A 21,165-nucleotide genomic window follows, 5' to 3' on the forward strand; every position below is an offset into this window, starting at 1 on the left:
GCGCTGCTTACAGCCATCCCTCCCTATCCGCCAGCGGTGTGAGATCGCCAAAAAAGTAAAAGTAAAACTTAGCGGACATGGCGGAAAAAGGCGTTGGCTTGGGTCAGCTTGAAACGATTTTCTTCGCGGGCGCTGGATTTATGCTGCACTGCGTGGCAGAAAGGCAGGAAATTGCGCGCCGCTTCGATAATTTTCGTTGCGCATTGGCTGCTGGCCGCGCGACGAAGCATCTTTATAGCGCCTTTTGCCGGGGTTGGCAAGTGTCGACGCAGTCATGCCGTGCGCTGGCGCACCAACGCGGCTAACCGTCCGGCGCCGCCTTGCCGGCCGGGTCCTGCGGGCCGCATTCAGGCTTTTCCTGTTATAGCCCGGGGCTATATTGAAAGCGGGGAGCAGTGCGCACGGGGAGGTGCATCATGAGCGTCGATGAAGCGAGGCTGAATGCCTTCATGGAAAAATTCGTCGGCGATATCGGCGCGGTGATGCATGCCGCGACCGTGGTCGTCGGCGATGAACTGGGCCTGTACAAGGCGCTGGCGGAAAAGCCGATGACTGTCGCCATGCTGGCGGCCAAGACCCATACCGACGAGCGCTACCTGCGCGAATGGCTGTCGGCGCAGGCGGCCAGCGGCTACGTCGACTATGACGCTAGTTCGGCGCAGTTCAGCCTGAACGAAGAACAGGCCTTTGCGCTGGCACAGGAAGGCAGCCCGGCCTTTATCCCGGGCGCGTTCCAGATCGCCGTGGCGCAGTTCCGCGCGATTCCCAAAATGATCGATATCTTCCGCAATGGCCGCGGCCTGGGCTGGCACGAGCACGATCCCGCGCTGTTCCACGGCACCGAACGCTTCTTCCGGCCCGGCTATGCGGCGCACCTTGTGTCGGAATGGATTCCGGCGCTGGCAGGCATGGCGGCGCGGCTGGAGGCGGGGGCCATGGTGGCGGACGTAGGCTGCGGCCATGGCGCCTCGACCATCATCATGGCGCAGGCGTTTCCCGCGTCGCGCTTCGTCGGCTTCGACTACCATGAGCCCTCGGTGCGCCATGCGGCCGAGGCCGCGCGCCGCGCCGGCGTGGCCGAGCGCGTGCGCTTCGAGGTGGCCAGCGCCAAGGACTATGGCGGCAAGGACTATGACCTGGTGGCGGTGTTCGACTGCCTGCACGACATGGGCGATCCCGTGGGCGCGGCGCGCCATGTGCGAGAGACCCTGCGCGCCGACGGCGCCTGGATGATCGTCGAGCCCTTTGCCAACGATGCGCTGGAGCAGAACCTGAATCCGGTAGGCCGGGTGTTCTACTCCGCGTCGACCTTCATCTGCACGCCGGCATCGCGCTCGCAGGAAGTCGGCCTGTGCCTGGGCGCACAGGCGGGCGAGGCGCGCATGCGTGCGGTGGCGGAGCAGGCAGGCTTCCGCAGCTTCCGCCGCGCGGCGCAGACGCCGTTCAATCTGGTGTATGAAGTGCGGCCGTAAGGGTGTGGCCGTCCGGGATGCTGATTGCGTGCTCCCTCTCCCGCACGCTGGAGAGGGGAGCAAACCCCCTGTCAGACAGCGGCCTCAGGCCGTCCCGCCCACCGTCATATTCTCGATGCGCAGCGTCGGCTGGCCCACGCCCACCGGCACGCTCTGGCCTTCCTTGCCGCACACGCCCACGCCCGAATCCAGCCGCATGTCGTTGCCGATCATGGTCACGTCCTTGAGCGATTCCGGGCCGTTGCCGACCAGGGTCGCGCCCTTGACCGGGTAGGTGATCTTGCCGTCCTCGATCATATAGGCCTCGCTCGCCGAGAACACGAACTTGCCGTTGGTGATGTCGACCTGGCCGCCGCCAAAGTTGACCGCATACAGGCCCTTCTTGACGCTGGCGATGATTTCCTGCGGGTCCTTGTCGCCGTTGAGCATGTAGGTGTTGGTCATGCGCGGCATCGGCAGCGCGGCATAGCTTTCGCGGCGCGCGTTGCCGGTGACCGGCATCTTCATCAGGCGCGCGTTGAGCGTGTCCTGGATATAGCCGCGCAGGATGCCGTCCTCGATCAGCGTTGTGCACTGGGTCGGGTTGCCTTCATCGTCCAGGTTGAGCGAGCCGCGGCGGTTGGCCAGCGTGCCGTCGTCTACCACGGTCACGCCCCTGGCCGCGACGCGCTCGCCCATGCGGCCGGCAAACGCCGACGAGCCCTTGCGGTTGAAGTCGCCTTCCAGCCCGTGGCCGACCGCCTCGTGCAGCAGCACGCCGGGCCAGCCGGGGCCCAGCACCACGGTCATCGCGCCGGCCGGGGCCGGGCGCGCATCCAGGTTGACCAGCGCCGACGACACCGCCTCGTCCACGTACTGCTGCAGCAGCGCATCGGTGAAATAGCCGTAGGCATAGCGGCCGCCGCCGCCGGACGAGCCGATCTCGCGGCGCCCGCCCTGTTCGGCGATCACCGTGACCGAGACCCGCACCAGCGGGCGCACGTCGGCGGCGATCACGCCGTCGCTGCGCGCTACCAGCACCACGTCGTACTCGCCCGCCAGGCCCGCCATGACCTGCACCACGCGCGGATCCTTGGCGCGCGCCATGCGCTCGATGCGCTCGAGCAGCGCCACCTTTTCCGCCGCGCTCATCGAGTCGAGCGGGTCGTTGGGCGAGTACAGGTTGCGCCCCGCTTGCGTGGCCAGCTCGCCGGCGACCTTGATACGGCCGCTGCCGGCCTTGCCGATGGTGCGCGTGGCGGCTGCCGCCTGCGACAGCGCGGGCAGGCTGATTTCATCCGAGTAGGCGAAGGCGGTGCGGTCGCCCGAGACCGCGCGCACGCCCACGCCCTGGTCGATGCTGAAGCTGCCCGACTTGACGATGCCTTCTTCCAGGCTCCAGGCCTCGTTGCGGGTGTACTGGAAGTACAGGTCGGCGTAGTCGACCTTGTGCGTGAAGATATCGGCCAGCACGCGCTGGAGCCTGGCTTCGTCCAGGCCGTACGGCGCCAGCAGCAGTTGCTGCGCGGTGGCCAGGTTGCGGATTCCGAGATCGCCGGCGTTCATGAGAGGTCCTTTTTTTCCTGTGGCCGCGCGGGCTGGCCGGCGCGGCAGACAATCCTGTGGGCGAGGGCGCCATCGGCCCCCGCAGTTGCGTACATGCTACAGCACCCGGTGCCGCAATGCCGGCAGGTTCTGCCGGACTTCCTCCAGCCGCGCCGGGTCGATCACGCCGCCGACCACGCCTTCGCCTTCGGGCAGCATCGCCAGCACTTCGCCCCACGGGTCCACCAGCATCGAATGGCCCCAGGTGCGCCGGCCGTTCTCGTGCTTGCCGCCTTGAGCCGCCGCCAGCACATAGCACTGGTTTTCGATGGCGCGGGCGCGCAGCAGGATTTCCCAGTGGGCCTGCCCGGTGGTGTAGGTGAAGGCGGCCGGCATCAGGATCAGGCTGGTGCCGCCGTCTGCGGCCAGGCCGCGGTACAGCTCCGGGAAGCGCAGGTCGTAGCACACCGACATCGCCACCCGGCCGCAGGGCGCATCGAAGCTGACCGGCGTGCGCCCGGCCAGGATGGTGCGCGATTCGTCATAGCTTTCGGTGCCGCGGGTGAAGCCGAACAGGTGGATCTTGTCGTAGCGCGCGATGCGCTCGCCGCGCGGGTTGAAGGCGAGCGAGGTGTTGTACACGCGCTGCGGGTCATCGCACCACATCGGCAGCGTGCCGCCCACCAGCCAGATGCCATGGCGGCGCGCCGTGTCGGCCAGGAACTGCTGCACCGGGCCGTCGCCGTCGTGCTCGCGCACGGCAACCTTGTCGGATTCGGCGCGGCCCATGATGCAGAAGTACTCGGGCAGCAGCACCAGTTCGGCACCGCCGGCGGCGGCCTCGGCGATGCGCGCCTCGGCGCGCGCCAGGTTGGCGTCAAGCGAGGTGCCGGTCACGGTCTGGACGGCGGCAACGCGGAACGGGGCAGGGCTGGCAGAACTGGCTGGGGTCATGGGGGCGGCATCTTCTTCTAGCGCGGGAAGGCCGGGTCCGCGCGGTTCTGGAAGGTCGGGCCTTGCGCCTTATTGTCCTCCACTTTGCCGACCTGTGGGTTGGCCCAGCTGCCCGAGATGCGGTAGTGCTGGGTGAACATCTTGGAGAACTCGTCGGCGAACAGCAACTGCGCGGCGAGCGTGCCGATGCCCAGCGCCGGATTGATGAAGGCCGCAGCGATGGAGGTGGTGGTGGCATTGATGCGCGGCACCACCTCGACGCGCAGGTCCTGGGTTTCGCGCAGCAGGTTGGCCGTGCCGCTCATGCTGGCGATGATCTGCGGGCTGCGCAGGCGGAAGTCCTGGATCGTGCCGACGCCGTTCTCGATGGTGCCGCTGCCGGTGATGCGGTCGAACAGCAGCCCGCGGCCCGACAGCGTACGGAAGTCCAGCGTGGCAAAGCGCAGCAGGCCTTGCAGGCTGAGCACGCCGAGCAGGCGCGCCGCGCCCGGCTCGACGCTGAGGATCTGGCCGTTCTCGAGGTCCAGCGACAGCTTGCCGGTCAGCGTCGGGTAGTCGATCGACAGCGGCGAGCCGCGCCACGCCACGCGGCCCTCGAGCTTGCCCTTGCCGTCGCTGAGCGTATGCGGCAGCCCCAGGCGGTCCAGCGTCGCGCCGGCATCGCGCACGTCGATGGCGAACGACAGCAGCGTGCGGCGCTCGGCGGTGGCGTCGGCGCGCAGGCGGCGCGGCACGCGCCAGCTGCCGTTGCCGGTGAGCGTGGCGCCGGGCTGTTCGATCTGCAGCTTGTCCAGGGTCCATACCGGATCGGTGCCGCCGGCGCCGGTCTCGGTATGCGCCTTGACCTCGAGCTTGCCGAAGTCGTGGCCGCGCAGCATGAACTGCTCGGCAACCAGGTCGATCGCGGGCAAGGTGTCGATGCTGCTGGCCAGCGCATCGACCACGTTGTGCTCGTCGCTGGCATCGGGCACGTTCAGGCGTGCCAGGCGCAAGCGCAGCGAACCGGCGGCAGCCGTCGCGCCCGGGCGCCATTGCACCGCGCCGGCAACCTGGCGCGAGTCGACCCTGGCGTTCCAGCCGTCGGCTTCGCGGCTGGCGTCGAGCGAGACCTCGTCCAGCGTGCGGCCCATGCCGTGCAGCGAGCGCGCGCGCAGCGCGATGCGGTTCGGCAGGAACGGCGAGGGCGGCTCGTCGGCGGCCGCAGCGGCAGTGCTGCCGCCTTCGCCGGCGCCACCGGCGAAGGCGGCGCGCCAGGCATCGATATCGAGCCGGTCGAAGGTGGCCGCGGCGCTGACGCCGGCCGCCGGCGGCGGCGCGGCCTGCTGCACGCCGATGCCGCCCGCCAGCACTTCGAAGCCATGGCCGCCGTTGCCACCGCCATCGCGGCGTAGCAGGTAGCGTGCGTTCAGCACATTGCCCAGCTGCACCGCCAGTTCGTCGGTGCCGGCGCGGGCAGCGCCGGCGGCATTGGCCGACTGCGCGGCCGGACGCAGCTCCACGCGCAGCGGCAGCGCGGGCGCCGCGGCCTTGGCCAGCGGCGCCGGCAACTGCAGCGCCATGCCGTTGAGCTCGGTGTTCAGCTGGACCTGCAACTGCCGGTCGCGCACGCCGATCACCGCGCTGTAGCCGGTGGTGCCTTCCAGCCGCGCCGCCAGCGGCGCCAGCGCGGTGCCCGCCGCGGCCTCGCGCAGCCCGGCGGCCGAGGCCTGGCCGCTCGCGCTTACGCGCGTGGCCCCGTCCGGCTGCGTGCCGCCGGCCAGGCGCAGCTCGCCGCCAAGAAAGCGGGCGCGCAGGTTCTCCAGCCCGAAGCCGTGCTCGTTGAAGGTGATGACGCCGCTGGCATTGCCCAGCGGCGGCAGTTGCGGGCCGAGCACGACATCGTTGCCGGGAAAGCGGAAGCGGCCATCGACCCGGGCCGCATTGGCGTGCTCCAGCGGCATGTCGAGCTTGAGCTTCAGTTCGCCATTGCCGCTGGCCCTGGCCGCGTCGGCCACGTGCGCGGTCCATTCGCGCACCGGCGAGGCGTTGATGTAGCGCACGAAGCCTTGCACCGGCCCGGTGGCGCTACCGTCGATGGCCAGCTTGCCGCGCGGGCTCAGGTCGTCGATGCGGCCGCTGACATCCTGCAGCGTGACGCCGGCAATGTCCTGCACCGTAGCCCGGCGCGCCAGGAAGGTCATGCTGCCGCGGTCGAATACCACGCGCCCGGCGATATCCGTGAACACCGGCCATGACGGGGCGCCGCCGGCGGTGCCGTGGGCCGGCTCGTGCGGCGCGGCATGCGGCGCGATCTGGTAGCTGACGTGTTCGATCGGCACCTCGACGCGGAACTCGCCAGCCTTCTCGTGCGGCGCGTGGAACGGGAAGTGCGCGAGGTCGCCGCGCAGCACGAAGCTGACCCCGGCGGCCTCGCCGCCGGCGAGCGCGCCGGACAGGTAGTGGCGAGTCGCGGCGGGGATGCTCAGCGGCAGGTAGCGCGGCACGCGCGCCACGCTGGCGCGGCTCATCTCGCCGGCCAGGTCCGCCAGGCCCGAGACGCCGTCACCGCCTTCGCGCCAGGTGCCGCGCACCGAGCCGGCAGCGTCGGCATTGGCGAAGCGCAAGCTGTCCACCGTCACCGCGAGCTTGCCGTCGCGGTGCTGCCAGCGCACGTCGCCGCCGATCTGGTCGAACGCCAGGTGCGGGTCTTCGAACAGCCCGGGCAGCACCAGCGCCGCGTCGTTGCCCTCGAAGCGCGCGCTGCCCTGCTGGTCGTCGAAGGCGAAGGTGCCGGACAGGTGCGAGAAGCCCGGCGTGCCCGGGCGCGGATGGCCGGCCGCGTCGAGCGCCGGCACCGCGGGCTGGCCGTTGACGGAAACATTGCGCAGCGTGCCCTGGATGCTGTAGTGGGGCTTGCCGCCGCCGCGCTCGAGCATGCCAGTGCGCGCGCGGGTCCAGCTGACGTTGAGGTTGTCGATATGGCCGGCTGGCTGCAGCGCGCGCAGCCGGCGCAGCACCGCGGTGTCGATCGGCATCGAAGTGGCCAGCGCGCGCACCGTGTTCAGGTCCAGCGAGGGTGCCTTCAGCGAGAACTTGTTCAGGGTGCCGTCCTTGGCCCGGGCCCAGCCGATGGCGACCTTGCGCATGCCTTCGCGCCAGCTGCCGTCGGCCGCGGCGGGCGCGTTGCCGTGATCGGTCACCGCGGGCTGCTCGGGCTGCAGCGGCTGCCATAGCAGCGTGTCGACGGTCAGCAGGTTGCTGCCGTCGCGCTCGGTCCGGTGCAGCAGCAGGGCCTGCGCATTGGCCAGCCGCAGCGGCGCGGCGGCGCCGGCCAGTTGCAGGTCGACGCCGCTGGCGCGCAGCCGGGTCTGGCTGCGCACGATGCGCCCCTCGCGGAATTCGATGCTGCCATCGGTGCTGAAGGTGCCGCTGGCGACGCGCTCGAACATTGCCAGGTAGCGCTGCAGCACCGGCAGTTGCAGCTGGCCGAGGTCCCAGGTGGCCTGGCCGCTCCAGTGGCGCCAGTTGCCGGCGCTGTGCAGGTAGTCGTCACGGAAGGTCGAGCGAACCTCGAGCGGGCGCGGACCCAGTGCCGGCGAGCGCGCTTCCAGGTGGAAGGTGTGGCGCGCGCCCTCGCGGCGGGTGTCGAGCCGGATCTCGCCGATGTCGAGTTGGGGCAGGCGCGCCTTCTCGTCGAGCCAGCGCAGCTTGCCGTCGGACAGCGCCACGCGCCCCTGCGACATCAGCCAGCCCAGGAAGCGGTCGTCGTCCTGCTGGCCGCCGGTGGCGTCGACCACCATGCCGGCGACCAGCAGCCGGCCCTCGGGGGTGCGGCGCACCAGGATGTCGGTGCCGCTGGCGCTCAGGCTGACGAACTGCAGGTTCATGCTGACCAGCGAACGCCACGCCAGCTTGCCGTCGAGCGTGGCGGCCGACAGCAGCGCGCGCTGCTGGGCATCGACCGCGCTCAGGCCGCGGGCGCGGAAGGCGGGATGCCAGCCGTCCCAGTAGGTATCGAGCGAGCCGATCCTGACCTGGGCCGACAGTGCCTGCGAGCCGCGCTGTTCCAGCCACTCGCGCGCGGCGGAAGCCTGCGGCCACAGCACAAAGCGGATCAGGAGTCCCGCCGCCAGCGCCAGCACCGCCAGCGCCAGCGCCAGCCGCACCAGCGCGCGCCCCACGCGGCGCCAGAGCGGATGGCGCACGGCGGCCACCGCGGCCCGGGCACCGGCGCGGGCCAGCGCCCCGGCGCGCGTCCAGGCCGAAGCCTGGCGGGAAGCCGTGCCAGCGGGTTCAATACCAGGGGAGCTGTCGGGCCGTGCAGCCGGCAGGGTGGGCAGCGTGGTGGCGGCCTCGTGCCCGCCCGCGCCGCCATTGGGGGGAGAACCGTCAGCGGGTTGTGGGGCGCGGCTGGACATGCGCAGATTATCCGACAATACTAGCCGCTCTCCAATCTGGTGCCCGGCCGGCTAAAACAAGAAATCGCAAGCTGCGCGTGCCGCAGCGGGGTACCCCGGCCGCACCTTTCGCGCCTTTCCTTGCATTTCAAATACTGGAATGACTGCCTCTGACCCGACGAGTTCCGCCGCTGGCGGCGCTGCTGACCAACATGGCGCGCGCGCCACGCCGGAACCCGCCCATGCGGCGTCCGTCGCACCGGGGCAGGGCCCCGGCACCATGGCTGCCGGCGCCTTTGCCGTCACCGCGGCGCAGGCGCTGCAGCCGGACGGCGATGGCGCCGGGGCAGGCGGCGACGTATTGTACTCGGCCACGTACTCGCATTACGCGCGGCGTGTGCTGCAGGCCCGCCCGGACTTGCCGGAAATCCTTGCCGCCGCGGTGACGCAGCCGCTCACGCGCGCCTGGATGGCAGCGCGCCTGCAGGCGTTGCAAGCGCCCTCGACCGATGCCGAAGATGCCGCCAAGCGCGCGCTGCGCCGGCTGCGCGCCGAGGTCATGTGCGCGGTGATCGAGCGCGACCTGCGCGGCCTGGCCACGCTGGGCGAGGTCACCGGTGCCATGACCGACCTGGCCGAACTGGCGATCCAGCACGGCCTGGCGGTGCTGGGCGACGATCTGGCCGCCACCTTCGGCCGTCCGGTCGGCGCCCACAGCGGCGAGGTGCAGGAGCTGGTGGTGGTGGGCATGGGCAAGCTGGGCGGGCGCGAGCTCAATGTCTCGTCCGATATCGACCTGATCTTCCTCTACGACGAGGACGGCGAGACCCAGGGCGGGCCGCGCAGCCTGTCCAACCACGAATACTTCATCCGACTGGGCCGCCGGCTGATCAACCTGCTGGCCGACGTCACCGCCGATGGCTATGTGTTCCGCGTCGACATGCGGCTGCGTCCCAACGGCGATGCCGGGCCGCTGGCGTGCAGCCTCGGCATGCTGGAGGAATACCTGGTGGTGCAGGGTCGCGAGTGGGAACGCTATGCCTGGATCAAGGGCCGCGTGGTGTCGGCGCTGGACTCGGCCCATGCGCAGCGTACCGCGGCCTTGCTGGCGCGCCTGACCACGCCGTTCGTGTTCCGGCGCTACCTGGACTACGGCGTGATCGCGGCGATCCGCTCGCTGCATGCGCAGATCCGCAGCGAGGCCGCCAAGCGCAGCGGCGGGCTGCCCGGGCATGGTGTCAACCAGCGCTCGTTCAACATCAAGCTGGGCCGCGGCGGCATCCGCGAGATCGAATTCATGGCCCAGGTGTTCCAGCTGATCCGCGGCGGACAGGACCCGGCGCTGCGGATCCGGCCGACGCTGGAAGTGCTGGCGGTGGCGGTCGAGCGCGGCCTGCTGCCGGCCGGACAGGCGGCGCAGCTGGGCGACGCCTACCGCTTCCTGCGCCAGCTCGAACACCGGCTGCAATACCGCGACGACGCGCAGACCCACCACCTGCCCACGTCGCCGGACGAGCAGCAGGCCGTGGCGCGCATGATGGGCTGCGCCGACTGGCCGGCATTGCTGTCGCGGCTGGCCATGCTGCAGGAGCCGGTTGCACAGCAGTTCGAGGCCACCTTCTCCGACCCGGATGCGGGCCCGTGCGAGGCGCTGTGGCCGGACATTGTCATCCATGACAGCGCCGCGCGCGCGCAGGACAACAGCCAGGACCCGTCGCACGGCGAAGCCGACAGCGCCGTGCCGTGCCAGCGGCTGCAGGCGGCCGGCTTTACCGACTGCAATGCGCTGCTGGACCGGCTGCGCGCAATCGCCGTGTCGCTGCGCTATCGCGCGCTGTCCGAGTCCAGCCGCGCGCGCTTCGACCAGCTGGTCAACCGCGCGCTCGACCTGGCGGCGCGCCAGGACGATCCCGACAGCACCATCGGACGCTTCATCGACTTCCTTGAAGCGATCAGCCGGCGCGCCTCCTACCTGTCGCTGCTGTCCGAATACCCGCAGGCGATGGACCGGGTCGCGCAGACGCTGCATGCCTCGCGCTGGGCCGCGGCCTACCTGACGCGCCATCCGCAACTGCTCGACGAACTGCTCGACAGCGACGCGCTGGCCGGCGCGCCCGACTGGGCCGCGTTCCGCAAGAGCCTGCATGAACGGCTGCTGGCCGCGGAGGGGCAGGTCGAGCAGCAGATGGACATCCTGCGCCGCGAGCATCATGCCGAGACCTTCCGCGTGCTGCTGCAGGACCTGCAGGGCATGCTGACGGTGGAGCAGGTGGCCGACCGCCTGTCGGACCTGGCCGATGCCATGCTCGACGCGACGCTGGAAACGGTGTGGCGCCAGCTGGCCACGCGCCACTGCGAGACGCCGCGCTTCGCCGTGATCGCGTATGGCCGGCTGGGCGGCAAGGAGCTGGGCTATGCCTCGGACCTCGACATCATCTTCCTGTACGACGACGAGCACGAGCGCGCGCCCGAGGTCTATGCCGCCTATGCGCGCCGCCTGATCACCTGGCTCACCAGCCATACCGCGGCCGGCGCGCTGTTCGATGTCGACACGCGGCTGCGTCCCAATGGCGCGGCCGGCCTGCTGGTCACCAGCTTCGACGCCTTCCGCCGCTACCAGCTGCGCGAGGGCGACAACACCGCCTGGGTATGGGAACACCAGGCACTGACGCGCGCGCGTTTCTGCGCCGGCGATGCCGCCATCGGCGCGCGCTTCGAGGCGCTGCGCGGCGAGGTGCTGCGCCAGGAGCGCGACGCCGCGGCACTGCGCGCCGAGATCGCGCAGATGCGCGGCAAGGTCGCCGAGGGCCATCCCAATCCGACCGACCTGTTCGACCTGAAGCACGACCGCGGCGGCATGGTCGACATCGAGTTCACGGTGCAGTACCTGGTGCTGCTGCACAGCCGCGCCTATCCGCAGCTGACGCGCAACGCAGGCAATATCGCGCTGCTGCGCGAAGCCGGCGAGCTGGGTCTGATCGACGCCACGCTGGCGCTGGCGGTGGGCGACGCCTACCGGCTGTTCCGCGCGCGCCAGCATCAGCTGCGCCTCGACGGCCAGGCCCATGCGCGCGTGCCGCCGGCATCGATGGCGGCGCAGACCGCGGCGGTGCGCACGCTGTGGCGGGCCGTATTCGGTGAGGACTGACGCGCCCGGCCCGCCAGCCGCGGCGAGCGCATCGTGGCCGGGGCTGCTGGCGGCGCTGGCCCTGGTGTGGGCGCTGTCGGCGGCCTTCACCTTCCTGCCCTGGTGGCACGCGCATGGCCTGTACCTGCGCGACGCGGTGCGGCACGACGGCCAGTGGTGGCGCCTGGCCACGGCAATGTGGGTACATCTGGACGGCCACCACTGGCTGGCCGACATGCTCGCCGCCACCGGCGTGCTGGCGATCTGCGCGCGCGTGGCGCGGGTGCGTACCCTGTTGCTGGTGCTGGTGGCGTGCGGCATCGCGGTGCAGGTGGTGCTGCTGCGCGTGCCGGCGATTGCCTGGTACGGCGGGCTTTCGGGTGCGCTGCACGGGCTGGCGCTGTGGGGCGCGCTGGGGCTGCTGCGCGCGCCCGGGCTGGCGCGTATCACCGGCGTGCTGCTGTGCCTGGGCGTGCTGGCCAAGGTCTGGGTGGAACAGTCGTGGCTGGCGCCGGTGGTGTTCGATCCGGCGTGGGGCTTCGGCGTGGTGCGCGTGGCGCATGCGGCCGGCGCGGTGGCCGGCCTGCTGTGCTGGGTCTTGCAGGAATGGTGGCTGTCGCGGCGGCCGGCGCGCAGCAACGGCGCCGCCGTCTGAGAGCTACGCGCGTCGCCGCAGCGCGAAGCTGAACAGGCCTGCCAGCGCGAGCAGCAGCGCGCTCCCCAGCGGCATCGCGCCGCCGCCACCGCCGCCATCCGCGGCCGGTGCCGGCGCGGCCTGCACCGGTGGCATACCTACCGCAGTCAGCAGCGCGCCGTCGGCATCGAGCAGGCCCGCCCCGCATACGCCCTGGTTGGTGGTGCAGAACGTACCGGAAGGATGCGGACGCGCCGAACTCTTCAGCGCCGCGGTGACCTGCGCCGGCGTCAGCGAGCCGTTGAGCGTGAACATCATCGCCACCACGCCCGACACCATCGGCGCGGCGAAACTGGTGCCCGCGGACGATGCCACCACGTAGTTTCCGAGCGACGTCTTGCCATCGTTGCTCAGCGTGCGGATCACCGAAGGTGTGACCGTGCAGCGGCCGTCGACCACCTGCGAGTTGCCGCAGCCCCCGCCCGGCGCGCTGATCGCCACCTGCGGGCCGACGTTGGCATAGCTGGCGTTCTCGCCGCCGTTGGCATGGGCCGTGACCGCGATCACGCCGCTGCAGTCGCCTGGCGCTTCGACCGCGCCGCGGTTGTTGCCGGCCGCGGCCACCACCACCACGCCGCGCGCATTCAGGTCGTTGACCGCCTGCTGTTCGATGCTGCTGCAGGTGCCGCCACCGAGGCTGATATTGACCACGCGCGCCGGCGTCGGGTTGTCTGGCACGTTGGGCACCGGCAGGCCGCCGGCCCAGCGCATGCCGTCGACGGTATCGGACAGCAGCGCGCCGCAGCGTCCCGAGACCCGCACCGGCAGGATGCGCGCATTCCAGTCGACGCCAGCGATGTCGCGCGCGTTGTTGGTCTGCGCGCCGAGCACGCCCGCGACGCGCGTGCCATGCCAGCTGTTGTTGGTGGGCGCGGGCGTGGGCGTGCTGCTGCCCGGGCAGGTGAAGCCGGCCGGCAGGTTGTCGCCGGCGTCGGTGGGGTCGCCGTCGCGGCCGTCGCCGTCATTGGAGACCGTGGTGGTGCTGATGAAGTCGTAGCCGGACAGCAGCCGCCCCTGCAGATCGGGATGGGGCAGGATGCCGGTGTCTACCACCGCCACCACCATGCCTGTACTGCCGCGGGTGCGGTCCCACGCGCGCGGCAGGTTGGCGCCGCCGACCACGGTGCCGGTGCCTTTCAGGTACGGCTGGTTGACCTGGAACTCGGGATCGTCAGGCAGGGTGTCGTGCAGCCGCAGCCAGCGGTCGGGCACGGCGTCGGCGACGCGCGGGTCCTGGCGCAGCCGTGCGGCCGCGGCTTCAGGGTCGGCCGCGAAGGTGTCGGGGACTTGCAGCAGCTGCAGGTTGCCGCCCATGGCGCGGCGTGCGGAGACCGCGATGCCGGTGCGTTCGCTCAGCTGCTTGAGGGCCTCGGCGGCGGCGGGTGACTTGGCGGTGCCGTTGCCGTCGACCGCGGTGGTGCCGTCGCGCCAGCGCACGATGATGTGGCCGGTATAGGCCGGTGCGGACTGCGCGCCGGCTGCGAGCGCCGTGCCGGTCGGGACCGCGCCGCATGCTGCGGCGGCGGCCAGGGCGATGGCCCGCCAGCGGCGGGCCGCGAAGCTGCGGCAAGGTACGGACAACGCGGACAGCGCGGATTGCGGCATGGATTTCTCCTCCCCCTGGGGCGTAGCGCGCTCGGGCCGGGGCCGGCGCGTGGGCATCTTATGTAGCGAATACGATCCCGCCGGGTTGTGCAAGGCCGGCTTTCGCATCGTTCGCGTGCGTTAATGCGGCATTCCGTACAGATTCAATCCGGTGCTAGCGCGCCGGCATGTCGCGGCTGGTGGGGATATTGCGGCTGGGCTTGAGCAGCCGGTCCGGTTCGGCGGTCTCGATGCGCGGCGTGGCGCGCAGCGTGTCGACGGCCTGGTCGAGGGTGGCGTCCGCCGACGGCGAGATCGCCGTCACCAGCCAGACCCCGCCTGACATCGGCCGCTTGACCACGTAGCGGATCGGCCCCTTGATCTCGGCCAGCAGCTTGCCGGCGTCTTCGGACATGTCCACCGCGGGCGGCTTGAAGCGGACCATGATGTCGCCAAGCGCACGGTCATCGCTGATGCTGCCCGGCGGCGGCGCCGAGGCCTTGGGCTGGGCCTGGCAAGCCGACAGCGCCAGCAGTGCGGCCGAGGCGGCGGTGGCAATGGCCAGCACTGCGCGCAGCGAGGCGCGCTGGCGGTGGCCGGTGGGCGCTGGGCGGGTCATGGGGAAGCTCCTGTGAAAAAATAAGTTGGGCGATGCCACGCAAGGCCGTGCGATGTGACGCGAGTCCTTTAGCCCGCCGCGGCGCGGCGGCCGCGCTTGCCGTCCTTGCCCGCGCGCGCGGGCTGGCCCGCACCGCTGTCGGCCATGCCCTGCGCCAGCATCTCCTCGGCATGTTGCAGCGTGGTGGCGGTGACGGTCGCACCGCCCAGCATGCGCGCGGTCTCGACCACGCGCCCGGCCGGATCCAGCACGCGAATGCGCGAACGCGTCACCGACGCGTCGGCCTCGGCGGTGGTTTCCTTGCTCACCAGCAGGTGCGTGCCGGCCTGCGCCGCCACTTGCGGCAGGTGGGTCACGCACAGCACCTGGCGCGCGCGGCCGAGTTCCTGCAGGCGCCGGCCGACCACCTCGGCCACTGCGCCGCCGATGCCGGTGTCGACTTCGTCGAAGATCAGCGTGGGCGTGGGCGAGGCTTCGCTGGTGATCACCGAGATCGCCAGGCTGATGCGCGCCAGCTCGCCGCCGGAGGCCACGCGGGCCAGCGGACGCGCGCTGACGCCAGCGTGGCCGGCCACCAGGAACTCGACCTGCTCGAGGCCGTAGCTCTGGCCTTCGTCGAGCGCATTGAGCGCGGCGACAAAGCTGCCGCCGGCCATCGACAGGCCCTGCATGGCATCGGTGACCGCGCCGGACAGCGCTTGCGCGGCTTCCTTGCGGGCATGACTGAGGTGCTGCGCCAGCGTCAGGTAGGCGGCCTTGGCCGCGGCCTCGCGCGCCATCACCTTGTTCAGGTCCTGCGCGGCCTGCAGGTCGTCGAGCTGCTGGCGGCGCGCGACCAGCTCATCGGCGAGCTGCTCGGGCGGCAGGCGGTACTTGCGCGCGGTGGCGTGCAGTGCCTGCATGCGTTCTTCCACCAGCTGCAGCCGCTCGGGGTCGAGTTCGAGCCGGTCGACATAGCGCGTCAGCGAGTGCGCGGCTTCCTCGGCCTGCACCTGCGCCGGCTCGAGCGCGGCCAGCACGTCGCGCAGCGCGGGGTCGACATCGGCCAGCTGCTGCAGCCGGTGCACGATGCTGTTGAGCGCCGACAGCACCGACCCGTCGGCCTCGGACAGCGCCTCGAGCGCGGCGCGGCTGCCGTCGATCAGGCCGGCGGCATGCGAGAGCCGGTTGTACTCCGACTGGATTTCGTCCCATTCGCCAGGCTGCGGGTTGAGCTTGTCCAGCTCGCCGACCTGCCACTCGAGCCGCTCGCGCTCCAGCTGCATCTCGCGCGACTGGTGCTCGACCGCTTCGCGCTGGCGCACGCAGGCGCGCCAGGCCCGCCAGGCCTCGGCCACGGCGGCGGCCTGCTGCGTCAGCCCGGCATGGGCATCGAACAGCAGCCGCTGCGCATCGGGGCGCAGCAGTTGCTGGTGCGCATGCTGGCCGTGGATATCGACCAGCTGGTCGCCCACTTCGCGCAGCTGTGCCAGGGTGGCGGCAGCGCCGTTGATAAAGGCCTTGCTGCGGCCGCCGGCATCGACGGTACGGCGCAGCAGCACGGTCGGTACGCCGCCGTCTTCTTCGCTGTTGAGTTCGCGCTCGGCCAGCCAGGCATCGAGCGCGGGATGGGTCGAGAAGGTGGCGCTGACGCTGGCGCGCGGCGCGCCTTCGCGCACCACGCCGGCATCGGCGCGCTCGCCCAGCACCAGCGCCAGGGCGTCGATCAGGATCGACTTGCCGGCGCCGGTCTCGCCGGTGAAGACGGTAAAGCCGGAGGCGAAGTCCAGGTCGAGGGTGTCGACGATGACGAAATCACGGATGGACAGGCTGCGCAGCATCGTGGCGGGAAGGGTAGTCGGTCCGATGAAGGGTCGGGCTCGGGCTGAGGGGCGGCTGGATTGCGCTCAGAGGCGGTTGTCTTCGGACGGGTATTCGTGCCAGTGCAGCTTCTTGCGCAGCGTGGCGTAGTAGTTGTAGCCCACCGGGTGCAGCAGGTTGATGGTCTTCTGCGAGCGCCGCACCACGATGCGGTCGCCCGGCAGCAGCGAGGTCAGCGACTGCATGTCGAAGTTGACGCTGGCGTCGCGCGCGCTCGCCACCTCGATGGTTACCTCGGCGTCGTGCGGCAGCACGATCGGCCGGTTGGACAGCGCGTGCGGGGCGATCGGCACCAGCACCACGCCCGACAGCGTGGGGTGCAGGATCGGGCCGCCGGCCGACAGCGCGTAAGCGGTGGAGCCGGTCGCGGTCGACACGATCAGGCCGTCGGAGCGCTGGTTGTACATGAAGTGGCCGTCCACCGAAACCGCCAGCTCGACCATGCCCGAAATGCCGGAGCGGTTCACCACCACATCGTTCAGCGCCAGCGCGGAGAAGATGTCCATGTCGTCGCGCACCACGCGCGAGGCCAGCAGCAGCCGCGTCTCGGACTCGTAGCGGCCGTCGAGCATGTCGGGCAGCACCGTATGCGCATCTTCCAGCGCGATGTCGGTCATGAAACCGAGCCGCCCGTGGTTCACGCCGATCAGGGGCACGTCATAGCCGGCGAGCTGGCGGGCGATGCCCAGCAGCGTACCGTCGCCACCGAGCACCACGGCAACGTCGGCCTGCCGGCCGATTTCCTCGGCGGACAGGGCGGGATAGGCGGTCAGCCCGGTGGCCAGCGCGGTCTCGCGCTCGAATACCACGTCCTGGCCGTTGCGCAGGATATAGGAGGCAATCTCTTCCAGCGGCCCTTCGATGCCGGCAGTGGAGTACCTGCCCACCAGGGCGACGGTCTTGAATGGTGTGCGCACGGCGCTGGCTTTGGGTGGGGCGGACATGCCGGGATTAGACCATACCGCCGTGACGGTTGTCAGCAGGCGCCGGCGGCCCGTCCGGCGGCACATCTGGCGGCACATCCGGCCGGGCCGCCAGAAGGTCCAAAACTTGCGTAAAATCGGGGCATCATGGATGAACGCTCCAAAACGCTGCTCAAGACCCTGATCGAGCGCTACATTGCCGAAGGCCAGCCGGTCGGCTCCCGCACCCTGTCCAAGTACTCGGGGCTGGACCTGTCGCCGGCGACGATCCGCAATGTGATGTCCGATCTCGAGGAAATGGGTTTTATCGCCAGCCCGCACACGTCGGCCGGCCGGATCCCGACGCCGCGTGGCTACCGGCTGTTCGTCGACTCGATGCTGACGGCCAAGCCGCTCGAGCGCAACGCCGACCTGGCCGAGCTGACCGGGCAGATCCAGGACCAGCTGGGCGGGCAGCAGCTGGGGCCGCAGCGCATGATTACCGCGGCGGCGCGCACGCTGTCCAACCTGTCGCACTTTGCCGGCGTGGTGATGACGCCGCGCCGCGCGCAGGCGTTCCGGCAGATCGAGTTCATGCGGCTGTCGGACAAGCGCATCCTGCTGATCATCGTCAGCCCCGAGGGCGACGTGCAGAACCGCATCATCCAGACCGAACTGCCGTACACGCCGGCCCAGCTGATCGAGGCCGCCAACTTCTTCAACTCGCACTATGCCGGCATGAGCTTCGACACCGTGCGCAGCCACCTGCGGCTGGAGTTGCAGGACCTGCGCCGCGACATGTCGCAGCTGATGCAGGCCGCGGTCGAGGCCGGCAGCACCGCCGAGGACGAGGATGACGACCACGTCTACATCAGCGGCGAGCGCAAGCTGCTCGAAGTCGACGACCTGGCCTCGAGCATGGACAAGCTGCGGCGCCTGTTCGACGTGTTCGAGCACAAGACCAGCCTGCTGCAGCTGCTGGATGTGTCCAGCCATGCGCAGGGCGTGCAGATCTTCATCGGCGGTGAAAGCCAGCTGGTGCCGATCGAGGACATGGCGGTCATTACCGCGCCGTACGAGGTCGACGGGCAGATCGTCGGCACGCTGGGCGTGATCGGCCCCACGCGCATGGCCTACGAGCGTGTGATCCCGATCGTCGACATTACTGCGCGGTTGCTGTCCAGCGCGCTGAGCCAGAACTAGTGGTCCGGCGTTCCGGTCTGACCGGCGGCTCCATTCCCGCCGCGCGGGCGCGGCGCCGCTGCGCTGCACCCGTCGCGGCACCCGTCGTCACACCCGCCCCATCCCGGCATCGCGCCAACCCGGAAGCGACATGACGTTTTCTCCCGAACCGGCCTACCAGCACGGCCAGGCGCCGCGCACGGCCATCCTGCTGGTCAACCTGGGCACCCCCGACGCCCCGACCCCCAAGGCTGTGGGGCGTTACCTGAAAGAATTCCTGTCCGATCCGCGCGTGGTGGAAATACCGCGCGCGGCGTGGCTGCCGCTGCTGTACGGCGTGATCCTGCCGCTGCGCTCGCGCGCGTCGGCGCTCAAGTACGAATCGATCTGGCTGCGCGAGGCCCATATGACGGGCTCGCCGCTGCTGGTCTACAGCGAGCGCCAGGCGCATGCGCTGCAGCGGCTGCTGCACCAGAATGGCCACGAGGTGACGGTGGCGTGCGCAATGCGCTACGGCAACCCGTCGATCGGTTCGGTGATGGAGGCGCTGCGCCGCCAGGGCTGCGAGCAGGTGCTGGTGCTGCCCATGTATCCGCAGTACTCTGGCACCACCACCGCCACGGCCTTCGACGAGGTGTTCCGGGTGCTGGGCCAGTGGCGCAACCAGCCCGAGCTGCGGCTGGTCAAGCATTTCCATGACCATCCGGCGTATATCTCCGCATTGCAGCAACAGGTCAGCGCCTATTGGGCGCGGCACGGCATGCCGGATTTCGGCCGGGGCGACAAGCTGATCCTGTCGTTCCACGGCGTGCCGCGCCGGACGCTGGAACTGGGCGATCCCTACCATTGCGAGTGCCTGAAGACCGGCCGCCTGCTCGGCGAGGCGCTGGGCCTGCAACCGGGGCAGTACCAGGTGACGTTCCAGTCCCGATTCGGCAAGGCCGAGTGGCTGCAGCCCTATACGGCGCCGACGCTGGCGGAACTGGGCAAGGTCGGTGCCGGGCGCGTGGACGTGTTCTGCCCGGGCTTTCCGGCGGACTGCATCGAGACGCTGGAAGAAATCGCCATGGAAGGCCAGACTGAGTTCAAGGTCGCGGGCGGCAAGGACTTCCACTTCATTCCATGCATGAACGATGCCGCGCCGTGGATCGCGGCGATGGCGGAGATTGCGCTGCAGCACCTGCAGGGCTGGGCCCTCGCCACGCCGCATCCGCATGAACTGGAGGCGCGGCGCACGCGTGCGCAGGCGCGGGGAGCGGCGGCATGAACGTGGATTTCGAGGCGGATGCGCGCCAGCGCATCGACAAATGGCTGTGGTGCGCGCGTTTCTTCAAGACGCGTTCGCTGGCGGCCGAGGCGGTGGAGCGCGGCAGGGTGACGGTCAACGGCCAGCTTTGCAAGAACTCGCGCGAGGTCAAGCCCGGCGACAAGGTGGTGCTCGAAGCGCACCAGCAGCGCTGGGAGCTCGAAGTCAAAGGCATCGCCCCGGCGCGCGGGCCGGCGCCGGTGGCGCAGACGCTGTATCAGGAAAGTGCCGAAAGCCAGTCGCGGCGGGCCGCCGATGCCGAGCGCCGGCGCCTGCAGCCGGAGCCCTCCGCGCAGCTCCAGGGGCGCCCGACCAAGCGCGACCGCCGCCGCATCGACGACTTCAAGGGCTGACATGGCAGCGGCGGCACCGTTTCCGGCGCCGCCGCGCAATGGACAGCCGGGGTGAGCGGGGTCGGACGTCTATTCCTGCGACACGTCCGGACTGACAATGGGAACAATGTAGTGCTTGAACACCGCCTTGCCGCTGCCATACTCCGTATCGCGCGGGGTGAAGGCGCCGGACAGGCAGATAAAGACGGTCATGACCGCCAATGCGGCCACGAGGCACAGCGTCACGACTGGGAGCTTATGCATGGCCAACCTTTCGGAAGCGGCGCAAAAATGAACCATCTCCTGGGCCCTCGCCATTTTTGTCATTTTTCTTACTAAGAATCTTAGTGAGGGCATTGCCGCAAAGCAATAAGGCGTCGATTGCAACGGGCCAGGCTTTGTAACCGTGTGTTTCAGCGTCGCGCCGGCGCCACTCTTGAAATGCGGCGAACTGCCACCACCTGCACCGGACACACGCCGATTTACCACCCGCGGCCGAGCCTCACGGCGGCCGCGACACTGCATTGATACGGATCGACATGGAAGACCAGAAGCAGACGCCATCCAACCAGACTGCGACGCCTGCGGGCGATGAGGCGACCAGCACCGCCGCCGCCAGCCCGGAGACCGGCGCGCCCGACACCGCGGCTGCCGCCGTGGACGACGTGGCGGCCCAGCTGGCCGCCCTGGAAGCCAAGGCGAGCGAGCATTACGACCTGTACATGCGCGCCGTTGCGGAAGGCGAGAACATCCGCCGCCGGGCGCAGGAAGATGTCGCCAAGGCGCACAAGTTCGCCATCGAGAACTTCGCCGACAACCTGCTGCCGGTCATGGACAGCCTGCAGGCCGCGCTGGCCGACGGCTCCGGCGATATCGCCAAGCTGCGCGAAGGCGTCGAGTTGACCGCGCGCCAGCTGGCCGCCGCCTTCGAGCGCGGCAAGATCGTCGAACTCAATCCGGTGGGCGAGAAGTTCGACCCGCACCGCCACCAGGCCATCTCGATGGTGCCGGCGGACCAGGAGCCCAATACCGTGGTGACCGTGCTCCAGCGCGGCTACACCATCGCCGACCGCGTGCTGCGCCCGGCGCTGGTCACGGTGGCGGCGCCGAAGTAACCCGTCAGGGGTTCCACGCGGACGGGCGTTGCCGCCTGTCCGGTCCCGGCGCCCGGTGCCTGCCGGCCCGGGGCGCTCGTCATCGGCCGCCGGCCCCGTCCGGGGCGAACCGCATCAG

At 70.2% G+C, this 21,165-nt stretch carries 16 protein-coding genes; 7 read left to right on the top strand and 9 right to left on the bottom strand.

Annotated features, from left to right (window positions below):
- Positions 1-68: 68 nt before the first annotated feature.
- Positions 69-230 carry a hypothetical protein gene (locus tag RALTA_RS30235; protein ID WP_157877122.1) on the bottom strand — a complete coding sequence of 54 codons (162 nt, stop codon included), beginning with the start codon at positions 228-230 and terminating at the stop codon, positions 69-71.
- A 186-nt stretch (positions 231-416) separates the two neighbouring features.
- Between RALTA_RS30235 and RALTA_RS05260 the strand changes: the two genes are divergently transcribed.
- The gene (locus tag RALTA_RS05260; protein ID WP_012352397.1) at positions 417-1,472 is read left to right on the top strand and encodes a class I SAM-dependent methyltransferase; all 1,056 of its coding nucleotides are present in this window, start codon (positions 417-419) and stop codon (positions 1,470-1,472) included.
- Positions 1,473-1,556: 84 nt separating this feature from the next.
- Here RALTA_RS05260 and tldD read toward each other — a convergent pair whose 3' ends face one another.
- The 3 genes from tldD to RALTA_RS05275 all read right to left on the bottom strand — a co-directional run bounded on the left by tldD (position 1,557) and on the right by RALTA_RS05275 (position 8,347).
- On the bottom strand, positions 1,557-3,017 hold the full coding sequence (tldD, locus tag RALTA_RS05265; protein WP_012352398.1) for a metalloprotease TldD: 1,461 nt from the start codon (positions 3,015-3,017) through the stop codon (positions 1,557-1,559).
- 96 nt (positions 3,018-3,113) lie between these two features.
- The gene (locus RALTA_RS05270; protein WP_012352399.1) at positions 3,114-3,950 is read right to left on the bottom strand and encodes a carbon-nitrogen hydrolase family protein; all 837 of its coding nucleotides are present in this window, start codon (positions 3,948-3,950) and stop codon (positions 3,114-3,116) included.
- A 17-nt stretch (positions 3,951-3,967) separates the two neighbouring features.
- Positions 3,968-8,347 (bottom strand): YhdP family protein, encoded by a 4,380-nt coding sequence (locus RALTA_RS05275; RefSeq protein WP_193352062.1) that lies wholly within the window; start codon positions 8,345-8,347, stop codon positions 3,968-3,970.
- Between the two features lie 259 nt (positions 8,348-8,606).
- Between RALTA_RS05275 and glnE the strand changes: the two genes are divergently transcribed.
- Positions 8,607-11,474, top strand: a complete 2,868-nt coding sequence (gene glnE, locus RALTA_RS05280) for a bifunctional [glutamate--ammonia ligase]-adenylyl-L-tyrosine phosphorylase/[glutamate--ammonia-ligase] adenylyltransferase (protein WP_456063603.1) — start codon at positions 8,607-8,609, stop codon at positions 11,472-11,474.
- Positions 11,464-12,108 carry a rhombosortase gene (gene rrtA / locus RALTA_RS05285; protein WP_012352402.1) on the top strand — a complete coding sequence of 215 codons (645 nt, stop codon included), beginning with the start codon at positions 11,464-11,466 and terminating at the stop codon, positions 12,106-12,108. The genes glnE and rrtA overlap by 11 nt, the downstream gene beginning before the upstream one ends.
- Before the next feature lie 3 nt (positions 12,109-12,111).
- On the opposite strand, the gene mprA is transcribed toward rrtA, so the two are convergent.
- The 4 genes from mprA to RALTA_RS05305 form a co-directional block, all read right to left on the bottom strand.
- Positions 12,112-13,752, bottom strand: coding sequence for an MprA protease, GlyGly-CTERM protein-sorting domain-containing form (gene mprA / locus RALTA_RS05290; RefSeq protein ID WP_012352403.1), 1,641 nt, complete (start codon positions 13,750-13,752; stop codon positions 12,112-12,114).
- Positions 13,753-13,906: 154 nt separating this feature from the next.
- Positions 13,907-14,350 carry a hypothetical protein gene (locus RALTA_RS05295; protein ID WP_012352404.1) on the bottom strand — a complete coding sequence of 148 codons (444 nt, stop codon included), beginning with the start codon at positions 14,348-14,350 and terminating at the stop codon, positions 13,907-13,909.
- A 68-nt stretch (positions 14,351-14,418) separates the two neighbouring features.
- Entirely contained in the window at positions 14,419-16,170 is a 1,752-nt protein-coding gene (gene recN / locus RALTA_RS05300) for a DNA repair protein RecN (protein ID WP_012352405.1), read from the bottom strand.
- 66 nt (positions 16,171-16,236) lie between these two features.
- Complete coding sequence (locus tag RALTA_RS05305; RefSeq protein WP_012352406.1) at positions 16,237-17,154, bottom strand: NAD kinase; 918 nt, start codon at positions 17,152-17,154, stop codon at positions 16,237-16,239.
- A gap of 126 nt (positions 17,155-17,280) precedes the next feature.
- On the opposite strand from RALTA_RS05305, the gene hrcA reads away from it, so the two are divergent.
- The 3 genes from hrcA (at position 17,281) to RALTA_RS05320 (ending at position 19,953) form a co-directional block, all read left to right on the top strand.
- Positions 17,281-18,315, top strand: a complete 1,035-nt coding sequence (hrcA, locus tag RALTA_RS05310; protein WP_012352407.1) for a heat-inducible transcriptional repressor HrcA — start codon at positions 17,281-17,283, stop codon at positions 18,313-18,315.
- Between the two features lie 130 nt (positions 18,316-18,445).
- On the top strand, positions 18,446-19,561 hold the full coding sequence (hemH, locus tag RALTA_RS05315; protein ID WP_012352408.1) for a ferrochelatase: 1,116 nt from the start codon (positions 18,446-18,448) through the stop codon (positions 19,559-19,561).
- On the top strand, positions 19,558-19,953 hold the full coding sequence (locus RALTA_RS05320) for an RNA-binding S4 domain-containing protein (protein ID WP_012352409.1): 396 nt from the start codon (positions 19,558-19,560) through the stop codon (positions 19,951-19,953). Before hemH ends, RALTA_RS05320 begins: the two co-directional genes overlap by 4 nt.
- Before the next feature lie 69 nt (positions 19,954-20,022).
- Here RALTA_RS05320 and RALTA_RS30620 read toward each other — a convergent pair whose 3' ends face one another.
- Positions 20,023-20,196 carry a hypothetical protein gene (locus RALTA_RS30620; RefSeq protein WP_041232311.1) on the bottom strand — a complete coding sequence of 58 codons (174 nt, stop codon included), beginning with the start codon at positions 20,194-20,196 and terminating at the stop codon, positions 20,023-20,025.
- A gap of 275 nt (positions 20,197-20,471) precedes the next feature.
- On the opposite strand from RALTA_RS30620, the gene grpE reads away from it, so the two are divergent.
- Complete coding sequence (gene grpE / locus RALTA_RS05330) at positions 20,472-21,047, top strand: nucleotide exchange factor GrpE (protein WP_012352411.1); 576 nt, start codon at positions 20,472-20,474, stop codon at positions 21,045-21,047.
- Positions 21,048-21,165: the final 118 nt, after the last annotated feature.

The sequence above is a fragment of the Cupriavidus taiwanensis LMG 19424 genome (genome assembly GCF_000069785.1).
In the GTDB taxonomy this organism is placed as follows: domain Bacteria; phylum Pseudomonadota; class Gammaproteobacteria; order Burkholderiales; family Burkholderiaceae; genus Cupriavidus; species Cupriavidus taiwanensis.